The 18,349-nt window shown below is 69.3% G+C and carries 18 protein-coding genes; 7 read left to right on the plus strand and 11 right to left on the minus strand.

The features are described from left to right. Positions 1-47: 47 nt before the first annotated feature. Positions 48-419 carry a winged helix-turn-helix transcriptional regulator gene (locus tag K7711_RS30170; RefSeq protein WP_308015021.1) on the plus strand — a complete coding sequence of 124 codons (372 nt, stop codon included), beginning with the start codon at positions 48-50 and terminating at the stop codon, positions 417-419. A gap of 281 nt (positions 420-700) precedes the next feature. Here the strand turns inward: K7711_RS30170 and hemQ are convergent, their stop codons facing one another. The 3 genes from hemQ to hemE all read right to left on the minus strand — a co-directional run bounded on the left by hemQ (position 701) and on the right by hemE (position 4,414). Further along, the gene (gene hemQ / locus K7711_RS30175) at positions 701-1,396 is read right to left on the minus strand and encodes a hydrogen peroxide-dependent heme synthase (protein ID WP_222972956.1); all 696 of its coding nucleotides are present in this window, start codon (positions 1,394-1,396) and stop codon (positions 701-703) included. A gap of 177 nt (positions 1,397-1,573) precedes the next feature. Beyond that, positions 1,574-2,923 carry a protoporphyrinogen oxidase gene (locus K7711_RS30180; protein ID WP_222972958.1) on the minus strand — a complete coding sequence of 450 codons (1,350 nt, stop codon included), beginning with the start codon at positions 2,921-2,923 and terminating at the stop codon, positions 1,574-1,576. 411 nt (positions 2,924-3,334) lie between these two features. Further along, a complete protein-coding gene (gene hemE / locus K7711_RS30185; protein ID WP_222972960.1) occupies positions 3,335-4,414 on the minus strand; it encodes a uroporphyrinogen decarboxylase in 1,080 nt (359 codons plus the stop codon). Between the two features lie 638 nt (positions 4,415-5,052). On the opposite strand from hemE, the gene K7711_RS30190 reads away from it, so the two are divergent. Both K7711_RS30190 and K7711_RS30195 read left to right on the plus strand, forming a co-directional pair. Beyond that, a complete protein-coding gene (locus K7711_RS30190; RefSeq protein WP_083895691.1) occupies positions 5,053-5,691 on the plus strand; it encodes a DUF3000 domain-containing protein in 639 nt (212 codons plus the stop codon). Between the two features lie 22 nt (positions 5,692-5,713). After that, positions 5,714-7,012: an HRDC domain-containing protein gene (locus K7711_RS30195; RefSeq protein WP_222972961.1), complete on the plus strand. Its 1,299-nt coding sequence runs from the start codon at positions 5,714-5,716 to the stop codon at positions 7,010-7,012. A gap of 61 nt (positions 7,013-7,073) precedes the next feature. On the opposite strand, the gene dxs is transcribed toward K7711_RS30195, so the two are convergent. Continuing rightward, on the minus strand, positions 7,074-8,963 hold the full coding sequence (dxs, locus tag K7711_RS30200) for a 1-deoxy-D-xylulose-5-phosphate synthase (RefSeq protein WP_222972963.1): 1,890 nt from the start codon (positions 8,961-8,963) through the stop codon (positions 7,074-7,076). 191 nt (positions 8,964-9,154) lie between these two features. Beyond that, positions 9,155-10,573: a class I SAM-dependent RNA methyltransferase gene (locus K7711_RS30205; protein ID WP_222972965.1), complete on the minus strand. Its 1,419-nt coding sequence runs from the start codon at positions 10,571-10,573 to the stop codon at positions 9,155-9,157. A 571-nt stretch (positions 10,574-11,144) separates the two neighbouring features. Here K7711_RS30205 and K7711_RS30210 point away from each other — a divergent pair. Next, positions 11,145-11,819 carry a potassium channel family protein gene (locus tag K7711_RS30210; RefSeq protein ID WP_040823563.1) on the plus strand — a complete coding sequence of 225 codons (675 nt, stop codon included), beginning with the start codon at positions 11,145-11,147 and terminating at the stop codon, positions 11,817-11,819. After that, complete coding sequence (locus tag K7711_RS30215) at positions 11,816-12,499, plus strand: potassium channel family protein (protein ID WP_222972966.1); 684 nt, start codon at positions 11,816-11,818, stop codon at positions 12,497-12,499. The genes K7711_RS30210 and K7711_RS30215 overlap by 4 nt, the downstream gene beginning before the upstream one ends. 6 nt (positions 12,500-12,505) lie before the next feature. Here K7711_RS30215 and shbA read toward each other — a convergent pair whose 3' ends face one another. The 3 genes from shbA to K7711_RS30230 form a co-directional block, all read right to left on the minus strand. Next, positions 12,506-13,177, minus strand: a complete 672-nt coding sequence (shbA, locus tag K7711_RS30220) for an RNA polymerase sigma factor ShbA (protein ID WP_308015022.1) — start codon at positions 13,175-13,177, stop codon at positions 12,506-12,508. Positions 13,178-13,310: 133 nt separating this feature from the next. Further along, on the minus strand, positions 13,311-13,898 hold the full coding sequence (locus tag K7711_RS30225) for a DUF3159 domain-containing protein (RefSeq protein WP_235748055.1): 588 nt from the start codon (positions 13,896-13,898) through the stop codon (positions 13,311-13,313). 222 nt (positions 13,899-14,120) lie between these two features. Then, a complete protein-coding gene (locus K7711_RS30230; RefSeq protein WP_040823568.1) occupies positions 14,121-14,504 on the minus strand; it encodes an OB-fold nucleic acid binding domain-containing protein in 384 nt (127 codons plus the stop codon). A gap of 491 nt (positions 14,505-14,995) precedes the next feature. Here K7711_RS30230 and K7711_RS30235 point away from each other — a divergent pair, with 491 nt between their 5' ends. Then, on the plus strand, positions 14,996-15,721 hold the full coding sequence (locus K7711_RS30235; RefSeq protein ID WP_222972968.1) for an alpha/beta fold hydrolase: 726 nt from the start codon (positions 14,996-14,998) through the stop codon (positions 15,719-15,721). Here K7711_RS30235 and K7711_RS30240 read toward each other — a convergent pair. Both K7711_RS30240 and dut read right to left on the minus strand, forming a co-directional pair. Next, positions 15,718-16,641, minus strand: coding sequence for a DUF3710 domain-containing protein (locus tag K7711_RS30240; RefSeq protein ID WP_372460205.1), 924 nt, complete (start codon positions 16,639-16,641; stop codon positions 15,718-15,720). The two genes, K7711_RS30235 and K7711_RS30240, sit on opposite strands and share 4 nt — an antisense overlap. A 2-nt stretch (positions 16,642-16,643) precedes the next feature. Continuing rightward, positions 16,644-17,147, minus strand: a complete 504-nt coding sequence (gene dut / locus K7711_RS30245; protein WP_083895692.1) for a dUTP diphosphatase — start codon at positions 17,145-17,147, stop codon at positions 16,644-16,646. A 79-nt stretch (positions 17,148-17,226) separates the two neighbouring features. Here dut and K7711_RS30250 point away from each other — a divergent pair, with 79 nt between their 5' ends. After that, a complete protein-coding gene (locus K7711_RS30250; RefSeq protein ID WP_040823573.1) occupies positions 17,227-17,715 on the plus strand; it encodes a DUF3093 domain-containing protein in 489 nt (162 codons plus the stop codon). Positions 17,716-17,887: 172 nt separating this feature from the next. Here the strand turns inward: K7711_RS30250 and K7711_RS30255 are convergent, their stop codons facing one another. Then, a complete protein-coding gene (locus tag K7711_RS30255; protein ID WP_040823574.1) occupies positions 17,888-18,190 on the minus strand; it encodes a DUF4193 domain-containing protein in 303 nt (100 codons plus the stop codon). Positions 18,191-18,349: the final 159 nt, after the last annotated feature.

The following is an 18,349-nucleotide window of genomic DNA, read 5'->3' on the forward strand; positions in this document are numbered from 1 at the left end:
TGGCAACGCTAGAAATCCGATAGGTACCCTTTGGTAACCTTCGGGTCGTGAGCCCTCCTGCCGGAATCATGTTCATGTCCGACTGTCCTGCGCGCACAGCACTCGAGGTCATCGCGAACAAGTGGTCCGTAGTCACCCTGTACGCGCTCGAAGACGGCCCCAAACGACACAGTGAACTTGTCGCCCTGTCCGGCGGAATCTCCCGAAAGGTGCTGACTCAGACCCTGCGCCGCCTGCAGAGCAACGGCCTCATCGATCGACAGCGGTACGCCGAAGCGCCCCCACGGGTGGAATACCGCCTGACCCCGCTCGGCCGGACACTCCAGGAGCCGATAGCGATGCTGACGGAGTGGGCGCAGACATACGGAGAAGCACTCGTCGACTTCCAGGAGGCGACAGCCGCGGACCAGACGCACTAGGTTCCGGACAGAGCCAGGCAACCGAATGCTTCGGCGTGTCATTGATCACCACGCCGAAGCGCATTCGATTGTCGTGCGTTTTCGCGAACGAATTCAGGCTGATCGTCCGTGAGCGGGTACTGCATCAACTCCATCTCGCTGCGCCTGCACCCCTCGGACGACGCAACACACTGAGGCGACGGGGGAACAGTACGGCGTGGGGCTCGCACTGCGCATGACCCGATTTACCGGGGCTCGCGATGCGTGCCCCGAACCGGTAGTGCGTCGGAGTGCGGCCGCGCTCAGGGCAGCGCGGTGATCAACTGCTCGAGTTCGACGCGCGGGCCGGTGAAGAACGGCACCTCCTCGCGCACGTGCCGCCGGGCCTCGGTGGCCCGCAGATCGCGCATCAGATCGACGATGCGGTGCAGTTCGGGCGCCTCGAACGCGAGGATCCACTCGTAATCGCCGAGGGCGAAGGCGGGGACGGTGTTGGCCCGCACGTCGGGATAGTCGCGGGCCTCCTTGCCGTGGTCGGCCAGCATCTTGCGGCGCTCGGCGTCGGGCAGCAGGTACCAGTCGTACGAGCGCACGAACGGGTAGACGCACACGTAGTTGCCCGGCTCCTCACCGGCCAGGAAGGCCGGGATGTGGCTCTTGTTGAACTCGGCCGGGCGGTGCACCGCGGCATTGCTCCACACCGGGGCGCTGGCCCGGCCCAGTGCGGTGGTGCGGCGCAGATCGGCGTAGGCGGCCTGCAGATCCTCGATGCGCTCGGCGTGCCACCAGACCATGAAGTCGGCATCGGCGCGCATCCCGGCGACGTCGTACAGGCCGCGCACGACGACGCCCTTGTCGGCGAGACCGTCGAAGAACGCGCGCGCCTCCTTGATCGCCGCCTCGCGGTCCTCCCCCAATGCCCCGGGCTGCACCTGGAACACCGAGAACATCAGATACCGGATGGTCGAATTGAGCGCCTGGTAATCGAGTCGTGCCATACCCATATGGTGCCACTGCGGATCACCCGGTCACACAGCCGCACCGTTTACCGGCGAACACGCCGCGGACATCGAGTGCGGATCCAGGTAACGGGTGCGGGAATCCGATGGTTATGGACTTGTAATGCCCTGTGTGCCAACGTTTTCCGCATGACGCCACCCACCATCCGCCGCGGTTCAGTTCGTTTGCCCCGCGAGGATCTGCTCGGCGGCGGCCGTACCCGAGGCCGCACAGGCCGGGACGCCGACGCCGTGCAGGTAAGCGCCCGCCAGCGCCAGTCCGGGCACCGCGCCGACCGCAGATTCGATCGTGGACACGAGGTCGGCGTGCCCGGGTGCGTATTGCGGCAGGCCGCCGCGCCAGCGCTGGACGGCCGCGGTGACCGGCTGTACCGAGATACCGGTCACCGTCGCCAGATCCTCGGTCGCGGCGGCGACAAGTTCGGCGTCGGACAGCGCCAGCAGACTGTCGTCACCGAACCGGCCGAACGAGGCACGCACGATCGCGACGGCACGATCGGCCAGATGCGGCCACTTACGACTGGAGAGCGTGAAAGCCTTGGCTCGCAACGATTCTCCGGTGGCGACCAGGATGCCGGAGTTCTCCGGCAGCGGGGTATCCGCCGGCAGGGCCAGCGCCACCACCGCCGAGGAGGACAGCTCGATGCGCGACGTCGCGCGCGCGGCCTCGGGCAGTACCGGGGCCAGCAGATCGGCGGTGACGGGTGCGGGCGTGGCGAGGACGATCGCGTCACACTCCCCCACCGGCGCCAACCGCCAGCCACGCGGAGTGCGGGTCAGATCCTGTGCGGTGGTATCGATCTCGAGTTCCGGGGCGGCCGCGGAAAACAGCGCGTCGAGCAGGACGCGGTAACCGTCGCGGATGCCACCGAAGACCGGTGCGGTCGAGGGCGGCGGCAATGCCCGCGACACCGCCTCGGACAGATTCGACGCTCCCGCATCCAGCGCGGCGGCCAGGCCCGGCAACGCCGAACGCACCCCGATCGAATTCGCCAGTCCCGCATACACTCCGCCCAGCAGCGGCTCGACGCTACGGCTCACCACCTGTGCGCCGAACCGTTCGGCGACCAGATCCGCCACCGAGACGTCATCGCCGGGCGTCCAGTGCAGCGGTCGGTCCGGTTCCGCGGCGATCTGCCGCAGCGTCGCCTCGTCGACCAGTCCGGCCATGGATTCCGCGTCTGCGGGAATGCCCATCAGCGTGCCGGTCGGCAGCGGATGCGCCGCGCCGCCGGACCAGATCAGTGGCCGTCGTCCGGAGGGATGCACCAGCTGGTCCTCGAGACCCAATTCGCGCAGCAGAGCCGGGATTTCGGGACGTCGCCCGACGAATGCCTCCGCGCCTAGGTCCACCGGCCCGCCCGCGAGAACGCCGGTATGCAGTGTCCCCCCGATCCGGTCGCGCCGTTCCACGAGTACCAGTTCGAGCCCGGCTCCCAGCGCCGCCCGCAACCGATAGGCCGCGACCAGCCCGCTGATCCCCGCACCGATCACCGCGACCCGCATCGACCACACTCCTCACCGCACCGACGAAACTGCCTCACCGAGCCCGTACCGAACCTACTCGGCGAGCCCGAACACCCGCTGCAACAGCCGCCCGGCTCACGGCCTCCCACCGCGCCGCACGGCCGATGCATCACACCACCGGCTCCAGGATCCGACCGGCCTGTCCTGGGGCGCAGCCACCGAGCGCGCACGCAGACCTTCGACGACACTGCCCGCGTCGAGGGCGCGCCCTTCGCCGAGGATTACCGCCACCACCTGCGGCTGACACAGCACACCCGATGGTTCGCCCCGGCACGCGTGCTCCCGCAATCGACCGGCGGGGTGAACCTGTCCGCAGACATCGAGCACACGGGGCCGAGGTGGTCAACCGCAAGCGCGGGCGATCAGGACGCGCCGCTTCTGGCTGAGGCCCTACACCGGCAGGCTGTGGATCAGCTCGACGGCGGCGGTGAGGGCACCCGGATCGGTATCGGGCAGGACGCCGTGGCCGAGGTTGAAGATGTGGCCTGCCGCGCCCAAGGTGATCGCCTCGTCCGCCTCGTGGGCGATGCGGCGCACCTCGCGCTCGACCACCTCGGGTCCGGCGAACAGCGTCGCGGGATCGAGGTTGCCCTGCAACGCCTTTCCCGGGCCGACGCGGCGCACGGCCTCGGTCAGCGGGAGGCGCCAGTCCACCCCGACCACATCGGCTCCGGCCTCGCCCATCGCGCCGAGCAGCTCACCGGTGCCGACGCCGAAGTGGATGCGCGGCAGGTCCGGTCCGGCCACCGCGGCGACCTCGGCGAAGACCCGCTCCGAATGCGGCAGGACGAACTCGCGGTACTGCGCCAGCGACAGCGCACCCGCCCAGGAGTCGAACAGCTGCATCGCGTCGACCCCTGCGGCGAGTTGGGCGCGCAGGAACTCGATGGTGATATCGGTGAGCACACCGAGGAGTTCGTGCCAGATGTCCGGGTCGGCGAGCATCATGGCCTTGGTGCGCTCGTGATTCTTACTGGGCCCGCCCTCGACCAGATAGGACGCGAGAGTGAAAGGGGCACCGGCGAATCCGATCAACGGTGTGTCGCCGAGCTCACCCACCAGCAGCCGCACGGCCTCGGCGATCGCACCGACCTCCTCGTGCCGCAGCCGCGGCAGCGCCCGCACATCGGCGGTCGAACGCACCGGATTCGCCACGACCGGACCCACGCCGGACACGATGTCCAGATCGATTCCCGCCGCCTTGAGCGGAACGACGATGTCGGAGAACAGGATCGCCGCATCCACCCCGTGCCGCCGAACCGGCTGCAGGGTGATCTCGCAGACCAGCTCCGGATCGAAACAGGACTCCAGCATGCCGATCCCGGCACGCACCTCGCGGTACTCCGGCAGCGACCGCCCGGCCTGCCGCATGAACCAGACGGGACGCCGCTTCGGACTCGCCCCGGTGGCAGCGGCGAGGAACGGCGCGTCGGACAACCGGCGACGTATTGGTGTGCTCATCACGGCCATCGTATGCGAACCACCACCCCGGCCCCGGACAGCGGTGACCAGCCACACGACTCCGCACCCCGCCGACCGGTGCGGTACCGGAAACGAACGCCCACAGCCGCCCAGACGCGAGGCGGACCCCCGACACCACTCCGTGCTTCCCCGCAGATCACCACTCGTCCCTCGTTCGGCCGATCGCACGAAATGCCAACCCCGGTTTACAACGCGGCTTGCCGCCCGGACACATGGTGGGCGAGCAAAACCAGGACCCGATACCGCGCCGAGCCGCACACGGCCGAAACACAGAACAGATGCCTCACACCTTGTTCTGCCAACCCCGTTGAACGCCAACACAAGCTTGCGGCGCGGTAAGCCCAAGGCACCGCAATCCCGCCCGGCAAAGCGAATGCCAAAAGCACAGAACAGATCCCACGCACCTCATGCCACCAACCCGGAACAACGCCGACGTCAGGTTTGCGGCGCGGCTAGCCGCTCGGACGCGTGGCGAGTCCGAGGAACGGGTGCCGGACACCGGGCAGAGCGGTGAACCTCCGGGCGCCGCGAACACACCGGGGCAGAGCGGAGGCAAAAATTCCAGCGGGCCGAAATTAGGGCGCGCCTCCGGTCTCAGCGACCGGTTCGGGGATAGGTTCACATTCGTGACACCGCTCGACTTCCGCGACGGCGCCGCACCGACCCCGGGCCCAGCCGGCGAACCTGCCCAGTTTCGCGCCGCGGTCGATGCGATGGGCACCGCTTCCGTACATCCCCGGATCGAGCTTGCACCGATTCGGCCGCCGCAACGCCTGGCCCCGTATTCCTATGCCATCGGTGCCGAAGTCAAGCACCCCGAGACCAATGTGATTCCGGTCGATTCCGAGGACGACGCGTTCGGCCGTCTGATCCTCCTGCACGACCCGAACGGCCAGGATGCCTGGCACGGGGTGTTCCGGATGGTCGCCTACATCCAGGCCGACATCGATGCGGCCCTGGCCGGGGATCCGCTGTTGCCGGAGGTCGCGTGGAGCTGGCTGGTGGACGCGCTGGAGTCGCGCGGAGAGTCGTTCACGGCGCTGGGCGGCACGGTCACCTCGACCAGTTCGATCCGGTACGGCGATATCGCCGGGCCGCCGCGCGCCTATCAGCTGGAGTTGCGCGCCTCGTGGACGGTGGACTCCCCCGAGCTCGGACCGCATGTCGAGGCTTTCTGCGAAGTGCTGGCCTACGCGGCCGGTCTGCCGCCCGCGGGCATAACCCATTTGCGGCCGCGTCCGCAGAATACCGACGACCAGTTCTGACCGCGACGTAAAGTTCTTGCCTATGTCAGTTGCCGACGAGTCCGCGAAATTCCAGGGTGAGAGCCGGGACGATACCGCCGTCCCGCTGCTCGAACCTGCCGAGGGCGTACCCCCGGTCACGGATACGGCGCGGGCCGTCGAGGAGGTCGCGGCGCGTTTGGCCGCGGGGAGCGGACCGCTGGCGGTGGACGCCGAACGGGCTTCGGGTTTCCGGTATTCCAATCGTGCTTATCTGATTCAGTTGCGACGCACGGGTTCCGGCACCGTTCTCATCGATCCGATTCCGGTGGCCGATGCGCTCGAGCCGCTGGCGGAGGCGATCAACGGTCTGGAATGGGTGCTGCATTCGGCCGATCAGGACCTACCCGGGCTGGCCGAACTGGGTTTACATCCGGCGCGTTTGTTCGACACCGAATTGGGCGGGCGTCTGGCCGGATTCGAGCGGGTGGGCCTGGCCGCGATGGTGGATAAATTGCTCGGCCGCGAGTTGCGCAAGGGACACGGCGCCGCCGACTGGTCGACCCGCCCGCTTCCCGATGATTGGCTCAACTACGCGGCCCTGGATGTGGAACTGCTGCTCGAATTGCGCGAGGCGGTCGATGAATCGCTCCGCGAGCAGGGCAAGAATGATTGGGCCGCACAGGAATTCGAGCACGTCCGGACGATCGAACCGACCACGCCGAAGCCGGATCGGTGGCGGCGCACCTCGGGTATTCACACTCTCCGTCGTCCGCGCCAGTTGGCGGTGGTCCGTGAATTGTGGTCCACCCGCGACGTTTTGGCCAGGAGCCGGGATGTGGCCCCCGCGCGGATCCTGCCGGATTCGGCGATCGTGGCGGCCGCAACCGCTGATCCGAAGAATATCGGCGCATTGCGTGCCCTGCCGGTCTTCGGCGGACCACGACAGCGCCGGTACTCGCGGGACTGGCTCGGCGCGGTGGAACGCGCACGCGCCCTGCCGGATTCGGACCTGCCCACACTCAGCCAGCCCTTCGACGGCCCGCCGCCGGTGAACCGCTGGGAGCGGCGTGACCCGGTCGCCTCGGCCCGGCTCACCGCCGCCCGCGCGGCCATGGGCGAGCTGTCGACGCGCTACACGGTTCCGGTGGAGAATCTGCTGACCCCGGACCTGCTGCGCCGCCTCTGCTGGGACGGGCTGCCCGAATTCCGTTCCGGCGCAGTGCCGGACGACCCGGCCCGTGCCATCGACGATTATCTGACCGCCGGCGGGGCCCGACCCTGGCAGCGCGAACTGGATGTCGCGCCGCTGGCCGCGGCCCTGTTCACCACCGAGCCCGCCCCGCCCGCTCGCGACCGGTGAGGCTGTCCCGGGGCGAGACCCATCACGCCCCGGGACGCCGAGTCACCGCGGTACGGAGTCCTCAGACTCCGCCGAGCCACCCGGTGATGCGCTGCGCGATGTCGGGGGCGGTGAGGCCGAGCTCTTCGTGGATCTGTGCGCGCGAGGCATGGTCCAGGAACCGTTGCGGCACACCGATATCGCGGGTGGGTACGTCGATGCCGCCGGCACGCAGCCGCGCGGAGACCGTGGAGCCGATGCCGCCGTGCAGGCCCCCGTCCTCCACAGTGACCACCAGGCGGTAGTTCTCGGCCAGTTTCATGACGGTGTCCGAAACCGGCAGGACCCAGCGCGGATCGACGACGGTCACCGAAATCCCTTCCGGCGCCAGCAGATCTGCGACCTGCATCGCGGTCCGCGCGAAGGGACCGACTGCGACGAGCAGGACGTCACCGCGCACGGTCTGCGCCGAACCGCCCTCGGGCATCCGTAGCACATCGACCCCGTCGAGCCGCTCCATCGCCGAGATATCCTCCGCGACAGCACTCTTCGGGAATCGCAGCACGGTCGGGCCGTCGGCGACGGTGAGCGCCTCGGCCAGTTCCTCGCGCAACGTCGCCGCATCGCGCGGTGCGGCGACCCGGATACCGGGCACGATGCCCAGCACCGACAGGTCCCACATGCCGTTGTGGCTCGCGCCGTCCTCGCCGGTGATGCCGGCGCGGTCCAGAACGAGCGTCACCGGCAGCTTGAGCAGCGCGACGTCCATGATCAGCTGATCGAAGGCGCGGTTGAGGAAGGTGGAGTACACCGCCACGACCGGATGCAACCCGCCCAGCGCCAGACCGGCCGCCGAGGTCATCGCATGCTGCTCGGCGATGCCAACATCGAACATCCGATCCGGGAACCGCTCCCCGAACGGGGTCAGCCCGGTCGGACCGGGCATGGCCGCGGTGATCGCCACCACGTCCTCGCGCTGTTCGGCCTGCCGGATCAGCTCGTCGGAGAACACCGAGGTCCAGCTGACCGACTTGGCGGCGGTGGACTTACCGGTCTCGGGATCGATCGAGCCGATCGAATGCATCTGATCGGCCTCGTGGTCCTCGGCCGGTTGATAGCCGCGGCCCTTCTGGGTGACGACGTGCACCACAACCGGACCGCCGAAATCCTTGGCGCGCCTGAACGCGGCCTCGAGTGCGACGGTGTCGTGGCCGTCGACCGGGCCGAGATATTTCAGGCCCAGATCGCTGAACAGTTCCTGCGGCGCGACGGCGTCCTTGATCCCGGCCTTGAGCGCGTGCAGCATCGAGTACGCCGATCCGCCCACCCGCGGAATCCCCTGTACGAACCGCTTGGTCGCGTCGAGGGCCTGCTCGTAGGCGGGCTGCATGCGCAGTGCGCCGAGCCGATCTGCCAGGCCGCCGATCGTCGGCGAGTAGGACCGGCCGTTGTCGTTGACGACGATCACCACCGAACGGTCCTGTCCGGCGGCGATATTGTTCAGCGCCTCCCAGCACATGCCGCCGGTGAGCGCGCCGTCGCCGACCACCGCGACGACGTGGCGGCGCTGCTTGGTCAGCGCGAACGCCTTCGCCAGACCGTCTGCGTAGGACAGCGAGGCCGAGGCGTGCGAGGACTCCACCCAGTCGTGCGCGCTCTCCGCGCGACTCGGATACCCCGACAGGCCGCCCTGCTTGCGCAACCGGTCGAAGCTGTCCTTGCGGCCGGTGAGCATCTTGTGCACGTAGGCCTGGTGGCCGGTGTCGAAGATGATCGGATCGGCCGGGGAGTCGAAGATCCGGTGCAGCGCGATCGTCATCTCCACCACACCCAGGTTCGGCCCTAGATGACCACCGGTGACGGCGACCTTCTGGACCAGGAACTCACGAATCTCCTGCGCCAGCTCGGCCAGTTCCGGTGCCGTCAGCCGGCGCAGGTCCTCGGGCGTCTCGACCCGGGAAAGCACTCCCACCGCTATCGCTCCCTACTCCGGAGGTGTCGTCTGTTCCGAACAGTCTACGGAGCCGTTCGGGGAACCGATGACCGGAACAGCGACCTGTCCGCGACACACCGGCGAGCAGTCGGCCACGTCACACCGATTCACCCTCTCGGGCAATCCTCGTCACACGCACCGGCCGGCCCGTTGCCCCGGGCGCGGCGGCATCACTGGCGAACCGGCTCGAGCAGCGCCACGCATTCGACGTGATGGGTCGCCGGGAAGGCGTCGAAGGCACGCAGGCGGGTGGGCGCGTAGCCGTGCGCACGGTAGAGCGAGATGTCGCGGGCGAAAGCCGCGGGATCACAGCCGATGTGCACGATGCGTGCCGGTTCCGCCGCCGTGAGCGGGATGATCACCGCCTTGCCCGCCCCGGCCCGCGGCGGGTCCAGAACCACGACATCCGGTGTGGCACGGTGAATTCCGTCACTCAACCAGCGTTCGACGCGTTGCACACCCAGGCTCACCCATGGCATGTCTGCGAGCGCGGCCGAGCCGTCCGCCACGGCCGCCCGCGCCGACTCGACGCCGAACACCGCACCGCCGGACCCCACCGCCGACCCGAGCCGCGCGGCGAAAACACCTGCGCCGCAGTACAGATCCCAGGCACGCATCCCCGGCGAGGGATCCGCCCACTCCGCGACGACATCCGAATAACATTGCGCCGCACCGCGATGCGGCTGCCAGAACGCCGTCGCCGACACCTCCCACCGGCGACCGGCCACATACTGCACCGCCCGGCCGCTCCCCTCGACGACCTGTTCACGCCGGGGTGCATGCGCCGCCGCGCGTCGAGCCGAGGCGCTACGACGATCACTGCCGCCGCGTCGGCGGTCACCGGACCGGTCCGCGCGCCCCTGGCCACCGTGTGCGCGCCGCCGATCACGAGACCGTCGATCGTCCCCGGAAGGATTCGACGCTCGCCCGGTCTCGTCGTGACCGCGGGTGAGATCCGCGGGCGCGAGCTCGACGATATGACGCACCCCGTCGCCGTCCACCGCCACCACGAGATCCGCCTCCGGAGTCCAGCTCCGCCCGGCGATCCCGTCCATCGCCCCCGAAACCGGTTGGGGGCATCGCAGATCCGTGATGATCCCGGTACTACGAAAGCCGTGCACACCCGCGCATCCCCGCGCATCCACCGCCAGCCGGATCCGGGTGCGCCACCCGCCGTCCACACCGCCGCCCGCCGCCGCGCCGAAAGGAACGGATTCCACCTCGACGTCGGTCTCCCACCCCGCCACCCGCCGCAACTGCTCGAGCACCACGGCCGCTTTCAACTCCCGCTGCGCCGCGGGCGTGGCGAAGGAGAAATCACAACATCCCGCACCGCCGGGCCCCGACACCGGACACGTCGCCGGAACCCGATCCGCGGACGCCTCGAGAATCTCCACCGCCTCCGCCCGGCAGAACGACCCGCCCCGATCCTCGCTCACCCGGGCCCGCACCAACTCCCCCGGCAGACCGTGCCGCACGAACAACACCCGCCCCTCGTGCCGCGCCACACAGAACCCGCCGTGTCCGGGAGCCCCCAACCGAACCTCGAAAACCGAACCCTCCCAGCCGGCTTCACCGTGACCAGTCATCCGCACGCCCCTCCCCAATCGGTTCGACGACGACGCCCGCCGTCGCGCTCATCGGCGCAGACGCACCGAACGAACCACGCCGTACCGAGATCGCTTCCGGACGACCGCATTCCCCACGACGGCGCACGGGTCGGCCCGTCGACGCTCCCTGACCGGACGCCCGCACCACGCCCCCGACCGAGGCGGAGAAATCGCGCATGGTCGCCGTGACCTGCTCGAACGAATCGAGGCGGACGGACAGCACCGGGCGCACCGAGAGGGCGGCGAGCGGGCCGCTCGAGCGCGCCGAAGCAACCGGGAGACGGCGGCGAGCGGGCCAGGGCCCGCACGTCCGGAAAGCGGTCGGTCCGTGACGGTGGTCGGGCGCAAGGCGAGCGCGCTCGGCGGCGGCAGTCCGCGTCGAGGGGAACATTCCGGTCAGCATAGGACTGTGACGGCGACGACCTCGCAGCATGTCGGTGGTTTCGACGGATGCGTCCAGGGGAACGTCGGTGCCAGGACCAGCAGCGGGTACGGTTCCTGCTGAACGAATCAGACCGCACACCACGGTTTCCGGAATGGGGTTGGCACGGTGTACGTAGTGATCATGGGGTGTGGCCGCGTGGGCTCCGCCCTCGCACGCGCACTGGTGCGGATCGGCCACCAGGTGGCCGTGATCGATCGCGACCCCAGCGCCTTCCTCCGCCTGGGCAAGGACTTCCCGGGCGAACAGGTGACCGGCGTCGGCTTCGATCGGGATGTGCTGCAGCGCGCCGGAATCGAGCGCGCGGGAGCCTTCGCGGCGGTCTCCTCCGGCGACAACTCCAACATCATCGCCGCGCGGGTCGCGCGGGAGACGTTCGGCGTGGAGCGGGTGGTGGCGCGGATCTACGACGCCAAACGCGCCGCGGTCTACGAACGTCTCGGCATCCCCACCATCGCCACCGTGCCGTGGACCACCGACCGGTTCCTGCGCACCCTGATCGGCGACGAGAACACCTCCGCCACCTGGCGCGACCCCACCGGCACGGTCGCGATCACCGAACTGACCCTGCACGAGGACTGGTTCGGGCACACCGTGCAGACCCTGGAGGACGCCATCGGCGCGCGCGTCACGTTCATCATCCGCTTCGGCCAGGGGGTGCTGCCCACCGCCAAGACGCTGTTGCAGGCCGACGACACCATCTACGTGGCCGCCACCTCCGGCCACGTCGGCGAGGCGGTCGCCCTCGCCGCTACCGCACCCTCGAGCGAGGAGGAGTCGTGAAGGTAGTCATCGCGGGGGCGGGCGCGGTCGGCCGCTCCATCGCCCAGGAACTACTGCGCGGCAGCCACGAGGTGATGCTCATCGAGCGCCGAATCGATCACATCGACCAGGCCGCCGTCCCGGCCGCGGTCTGGGTGCACGGCGACGCCTGCGAGCTGGAACTGCTCGAAGAGGCGGGGCTGCAGGATTACGAGGTGGCGATCTCGGCCACCGGCGACGACAAGGCGAACCTGGTGTTCAGCCTGCTCGCCAAGACCGAATTCGGCATTCGGCGGGTCGTGGCCCGGGTCAACGACCCGCGCAACGAGTGGCTCTTCGATGCGTCCTGGGGCGTCGACGTCGCGGTCTCGACGCCGCGACTGCTGGCCTCACTGGCCGAGGAGGCCGTCTCGGTGGGCGATCTGGTCCGGCTGATGACGCTGCGGCAGGGCCAGGCCAATCTGGTGGAGATCACCCTGCCCGTGGACACCCCCCTGGCCGGGCGCGCGGTGCGAACCCTGACGTTGCCGCGTGATGCGGCCCTGGTGACGATTCTGCGCGGCGGCCGGGTCATCGTGCCGCAGCCGGACGATCCGCTCGAGGGTGAGGACGAACTGTTGTTCGTGGCGTCGGTGGAGGCCGAGGACGAACTACGTAGCGCCCTGGGCGTCAACGGTTTTCGCACCCCCGCGGTCTCCTGAGCGCCGTCAGGCGCATTCCGGCAGCAGTTCGCTCTCCTCCAGCCGCGCGCGCAGCTTGTTCAGCGCGCGATGCTGCATGACCCGCACCACTCCCGGGCTGGTGCCGATCGCCTCGGCGGTCTGCGCCGCGGTCCAGCCCAACATCAGACGCATCACCAGCACCTCGCGATGCGCGGGCGCGAGAATCTGCATGAGTTCGAAGGTGGCGTGCCGCTGCTCGGCCGCCAGCGCCATCTCCTCGGGTCCCGGCAGGGTCGAGGGCCGGTCCGGGAAGTCCGGCACCGGATAGGTGGCCTGCTGTGCGGGACGACGGAACACATCGGCCACCTTGTTGGCCGAGATGCCGTACACGAACGCCAGGAACGACTTGCCCTGATCGCGGTAGCGCGGAATCGCCTGCACGGTCGCCAGACAGATCTCCTGGGCGACGTCGTCGGCGGTGACCTGAAGGTTCCCGCCCGAGCCCAGCCGCGCCGCGCAGTAGCGCCGCACCAGTGGCTGCACGATGCGCACGATGTCGGTCACCGCCCGGTCGTCTCCGGCCGCGGCCGGGCCGATCAGCCGATCCAGTTCCGCGGCGACCCGCTGGCTCTCCGAACGAACGGGGGCGGGCGCACCGTGCCGCGACGATCCGGCCGTCCGCGTCGTCGATGCCGCCGGGTTCTCCTGCGTGATCACTCGGATCCCTTTCGCCGATTCTCCGTACCTCTCACAGAGAATCCTGCTGTGATCCGGGCCTACCGACCAGGCACCCCAGGGGTGGATTCACCCTCACCCCACCGAATTTCCCACCCGGCGGGCGAGTGTTCGCTCAGTCGCGCTCGACCGGCGCGTGCCCCGCGCGACGCACGGCCCACACCGTGACCAGCAGCGCGACCGCCGTCAACGGCCAGCCCATGCCGATCCGGGTGACCGCGAGCAGACCGGTGCTGTTGTCGTTGTAGAAATGCGATTGGACCAGGTAGCGGGCACCGAACACGAGAACCCAGACCAGTGTCGCGACGTCGTAGAGCCGCAGCGCCCGGCGATCCGAACGCCACTCGGTGCCGTGCCCGTTCAGCACACCCCAGATCACCCCGGCCAGCGGCCAGCGCACCACCAGTGAGGCCAGGAACACCCCCGCGTACAGCAGGCTGGCCCAGATGCCGAACAGGAAGAAGCCCTTGGCCGCACCCATCCGATAGGCGATGAACGCGCACACGCCCACCCCCAGGAATCCGGAGATGGCGGGCTGAATGGGATTGCGTCGCACCAGTCGCCAGACCAGGATCGCGGCCGCGACGCCCAGGGCGGTCCAGATGGCCGCGGCCAGGCCCCACAGTGCGTTCGCCGGGACGAACACCACCACCGGCAGCGTCGAATAGATCAGGCCGCTGACGCCACCGAGCTGCTCCAGCAGCGTGTCTTCGGGATCGTCGCGATCCTCGGCGTCTACATCGTCGAAGTCGGGGTCCTCGGCCGCGGAGTCGAACCGCGCACCGGGCGCGGTATCGCCGCGTAGGGCGTGGCGCGGCCCGCGATCAATGGGTGTGGTGGACGAGCCGGGCTCGTCGGGGGACACGGCGCGGCGCTCGTCGTCGGCGACAAGAGCGCCCTCGTCGTTCGTGGGTGTCGACATACGTCAGGAATTCCCGCGGAGTTCGTAGTAGGGGTTGAAGATCACCTTGGCGCCATCACGTTCACCGATGCGGCCGCGAACCAGGATACGACGTCCCGGCTCGATGCCGGGAATGCGACGCCGGCCGATCCACACCAGGGTGATCGCATCGGTGCCGTCGAAGAATTCGGCCTCGAGGCAGGCGCTGGCCGCCTTCGGACAGGCCTCCACACTGCGCAGCCGGCCCAGCATGGTGACTTCCTCGCCACGACGGCACTCGGCGGCCTGACAGGCTCCCGACGCCTCGGAGGTCTCGGCCAGCTCCTGAGCGTCGAGCCGGTCCAGATCGGCCGTCAGCCGGTAACCCAGACGCCGGAAGTACCCGCTGTCGGGTCCGGCCTTGCGCACGAGCGCACCTGAACCCGCCCTGTTTCTGCCGGAGAAAGGCATGTTGCAACACTTCCTGCACTGCTGACGGCGCGGGCGCCATCGGATTTCCGTACGACGGGCCGGTTGGCCGTACACCGCCACTGTAGATCGAGCCCACCAGGCCCGCTACGGTGCCCGGCCCTCATGTGACGGCCATTGCACCGGCGATGCTGTCACCCCAGTGATACCCCCGGCCCCAACCAGTCAACCCACCTCGACCGGATCCGCGCTGACGAGGCGAAACGCTTCGCAGCACTCCGCGGCCACCGACCGCCGGACAGCCCGCCCGGACGAGCGCACCGACCGCCGGACGCCCTGCCCGGCCGCGCCATCGGCTGCCGGACGACGTCCGGATCCACCTGGCGTCTCCTGCGGCCACCTCCCGGCGGCCACCCACGCGCCGACCTGCCGAGACGTTTCCGCCCGACGGGCTCGGCCCAGGCGGGTGCGCCACCCACTACGCTCGGCCCGTGCCCGATCTCTCCCGCCCGGCGATCGTCGTCGGCCTGCCCGGAACCGGCTCCGATGCCGACTTCGCCCGACGCGCGTTCGAACCTGCCTGTGCCGCAAGGGATCTGCCGTTCGTCGCGGTGGAGCCCGATCCGCGGGACGTGGTGGCCAGCTGCCGGGCCGCGCTCGACGAGGCCGCCCGCTCCGGTCCGGTGCTCGCGGCGGGGATCTCCCTGGGGGCCGCCATCGCCGTCGAATGGGCCTGTGCGCGAGCCGAATCCGCGTTCGGAGTGATCGCGGCGCTGCCCGCCTGGACCGGGGCCGACACCACCGGCTGCCCGGCCGCGCTCAGCGCCGCGGCCACCGCCGCCCAGTTGCGTGCGGACGGCCTGGAGGCCGTGGTCGAGCGGATGCGTCAGAGCAGTCCGGCCTGGCTTGCGCAGGCGCTGACGCAATCCTGGCGCGGTCAGTGGCCGGATCTGCCCCGAGCCCTGGAGGAGGCCGCCGGCTATGCCTGGCCGACAGCGGAAACCCTTGCGGGACTGACAGTTCCGACCGTCATCGTCTCGGCGGTGGACGATCCGGTCCATCCGGCCGCGGTCGCCGCGGACTGGGCCGAGCTGATTCCGCACGCCGAACTGCGTCGCATCACCCTGGCCGAGATGGGCGCGGATCCGGCGGTACTGGGCGCCCACGGCCTCGACGGTCTGCTGGACCGCCGGGCCGGGGCGACCAGCGACCGCTAGTTCAGGCCGAGCTGCTGCATCGCCGAACCCTCCGAACCGCGGCGCGGTCTCTCGGTTTCGGGCGTGACCGCCGGGTAACTGCCCGTCGCGTGCGCCTGCGCGGCAGCGGCCTGCGCCGCCAGCGCCTGCTGCTGGGCCTCCACCTGCTGCTGATGTGCGGCCTGCAACTGATCGGCCAGTTCCTGCGGGAGCACCACCGGCAGCGGATCGCGCACCGGCAGCGGATCCTCACCGCGCCGGATCACCGTCTCGGCGAGCACGCTGCGGGCCGCCTGAACCAGCGGCTGCCCCTCGTCCACCGCCCCGGACGGCCCGGCCGCGACCAGGCGCACCATCCACCGATACCCGTCGACCCCGATGAACCGCAGATCGGCACCGTCGGTGACCGCGTGTAGTTCGCGACCCCACGGCCCGGTCTGCACGGACACCTGAGCGCCGTCGTTGCGCAGCGATTCGGCCAGATCCGCGGCCACCATGCGCCACTGTCCGGGCGATTTGGGCGCGGCGTAGGCGGCCACGGTCAAGCGGCCGTACTCGGTGGCCAGGTGGACCGCCTGCGGCGTGCCGTCGGGGGTCATCTCCACCTGCAACTGCCCACCCTGGGGCACCGGCACGATGACCGAGCCGAGGTCCAGGCGCTGGTCGGTCACGTCGTCGAGCAGATCGGCCACGTCGTCGAAATCGTAGGGGCCGGTACCCGGACCCTCGTCCGGCTCCTCGACCTCGTCCTCGTACCGCGTTGCCGCGTAGGACCGTTGACGATGGGCAGCCGGTTGCTCGTAGACCGGCTCGTCGTAGTCGTCGCCGTCCTCGTCGTAATCGTCGTACTCCGCCTCGTCGTACTCGTCCTCGTAGGCGTAGTCGTCGTATTCACCCGCGCCGCGGGCGTCGTCTCCGGAGCGTTTCTTCCGTCCGAACATCTTCATGCCTCCTCGCCGGCCGGGCCTTCCCCACCGGCACTACTCCCATTATCGAGGCTGGCGTGTCCGCCGCTTGACCCGTATCCCCCCGCGCCGCGCACGGTGTCGTCGAGCCGGTCGACCGCCACGAAATCGACCAGCTCCACCCGCTGCACGAGCAGCTGGGCGATGCGGTCCCCACGACGCAGTTCGATCGCCGTGCGGAGGTCGTGGTTGATCAGGCAGACCTTGATCTCACCGCGGTATCCGGCATCGATCGTGCCAGGGGTGTTGACGATCGAAAGTCCGGTCTTGGCGGCCAGTCCGGAACGCGGATGGATGAGGCCGACCGTGCCGGTGGGCAGGGCGATCGCGATGCCGGTTCCCACGAGCACCCGCTCGCCCGGCTCCAGGATGACGTCCTCGGTGGTGCACAGGTCCACGCCCGCATCGTCCGGGTGCGCACGCGTGGGCACGGGGATGCCGGGATCGAGCCGCAGCAGGGGGATGGATGGAATACCGGTCACATCCAGGGAGCCTACGCGGTCACCCGGTCACCGACTGACCTAGTCTGATGTGGTGTCCGACCAGCCTGCGCAGGTAACCATGCCGAACGAGAAGACCGCCGCCCCCGTGTACTCCGAACGCCAGTGGGCGCCGCTGTGGTGGTGGCCGGTGGGCCTGGGTGTCGTGGCCCTGTTGGCGGCCACCCTGCACTTGGGCGCGCCAGGAATCCACGCCTGGCTGCCGTACGTCCTTCTGGTTCCGGTGCCGGTGTGGGTGTTGCTGTGGATGGGCCGCCATCGAGTGGAGGTCGCGCCGGATGCGAACGGAACTCTCGAATTGCGCACGGACAAGGCTCATCTACCGGTAACGTATGTTGCTCGGGCAGCGGTTGTACCGACCAGCGCCAAGAGCGCCGCGATGGGCCGTCAGCTCGACCCTGCCGCCTTCGTGCAGCATCGACCCTGGATCGGGCCCATGGTGCTGCTCGTCCTCGACGACCCGGACGATCCGACGCCGTACTGGCTGATCAGTGCCCGTCACCCGGACAAGGTCCTGGCCGCCCTGGGCATCGAACCGCGCAAGGCGTAGCGCCTGGCGTATCCGCGCAGCACAGGTAGATGCCGCGCTCGGCGTACCGAGCGCGGGCTGTCGGATGTATTTCCCGTGGGCTGCGCGGGGAGCTGGGTGAAGCGTGGGCGGCTGTTCGCGCGGCCGTGCGGCACATACGCGGACACCGTCCTGTGATGCGTCTGCGCCCTGTTCAGGCAGCGCAGTCCATGCAGATGAGCTGTCCGCCGGCCTCGCTGGCGAGTCGGCTGCGGTGATGAACCAGGAAGCAGCTCGTACAGGTGAACTCGTCGGCCTGCTTCGGGATCACCCGTACCGAGAGCACTTCCTCGGACAGATCCGCCCCGGGAAGCTCGAACGACTCCGCGGTATCGGATTCGTCGACATCCACGACGGCGGACGCGGCCTCGTTGCGACGGGCCTTCAGCTCCTCGAGCGAGTCCTCGGAAACCTCATCGGATTCGGTGCGCCTAGGTGCGTCATAGTCGGTTGCCATGTCGTATCCCCTCGTCCTTACTTCGTATATCCCGGACCGGTTCCCTCCGCACCGATCCCTGACGGAATCGGCTCGGCGAGTACCGCCCCGCCGGTGGTGTACGTCACGTGTACACCCGTCGCACACCGGTCCGGATCTGCGGAATCCGTTCCGGATCGC

Origin of the sequence: Nocardia coffeae, assembly GCF_019890715.1 — a bacterium.
In the GTDB taxonomy this organism is placed as follows: domain Bacteria; phylum Actinomycetota; class Actinomycetes; order Mycobacteriales; family Mycobacteriaceae; genus Nocardia; species Nocardia jiangxiensis.

Excerpts from the sequence above, each read along its gene's own strand:
- K7711_RS30240 (WP_372460205.1), bottom strand. The coding sequence starts at position 16,641 with ATGTTCGGACGGAAGAAACGCTCCGGAGACGACGCCCGCGGCGCGGGT.
- hemE (WP_222972960.1), bottom strand. The coding sequence starts at position 4,414 with ATGGCCGTGATGAGCACACCAATACGTCGCCGGTTGTCCGACGCGCCG.
- K7711_RS30255 (WP_040823574.1), bottom strand. The coding sequence starts at position 18,190 with ATGGCAACCGACTATGACGCACCTAGGCGCACCGAATCCGATGAGGTT.
- K7711_RS30250 (WP_040823573.1), top strand. The coding sequence starts at position 17,227 with ATGCCGAACGAGAAGACCGCCGCCCCCGTGTACTCCGAACGCCAGTGG.
- K7711_RS30180 (WP_222972958.1), bottom strand. The coding sequence starts at position 2,923 with ATGCGGGTCGCGGTGATCGGTGCGGGGATCAGCGGGCTGGTCGCGGCC.
- K7711_RS30205 (WP_222972965.1), bottom strand. The coding sequence starts at position 10,573 with ATGACTGGTCACGGTGAAGCCGGCTGGGAGGGTTCGGTTTTCGAGGTT.
- K7711_RS30195 (WP_222972961.1), top strand. The coding sequence starts at position 5,714 with ATGTCAGTTGCCGACGAGTCCGCGAAATTCCAGGGTGAGAGCCGGGAC.
- hemQ (WP_222972956.1), bottom strand. The coding sequence starts at position 1,396 with ATGGCACGACTCGATTACCAGGCGCTCAATTCGACCATCCGGTATCTG.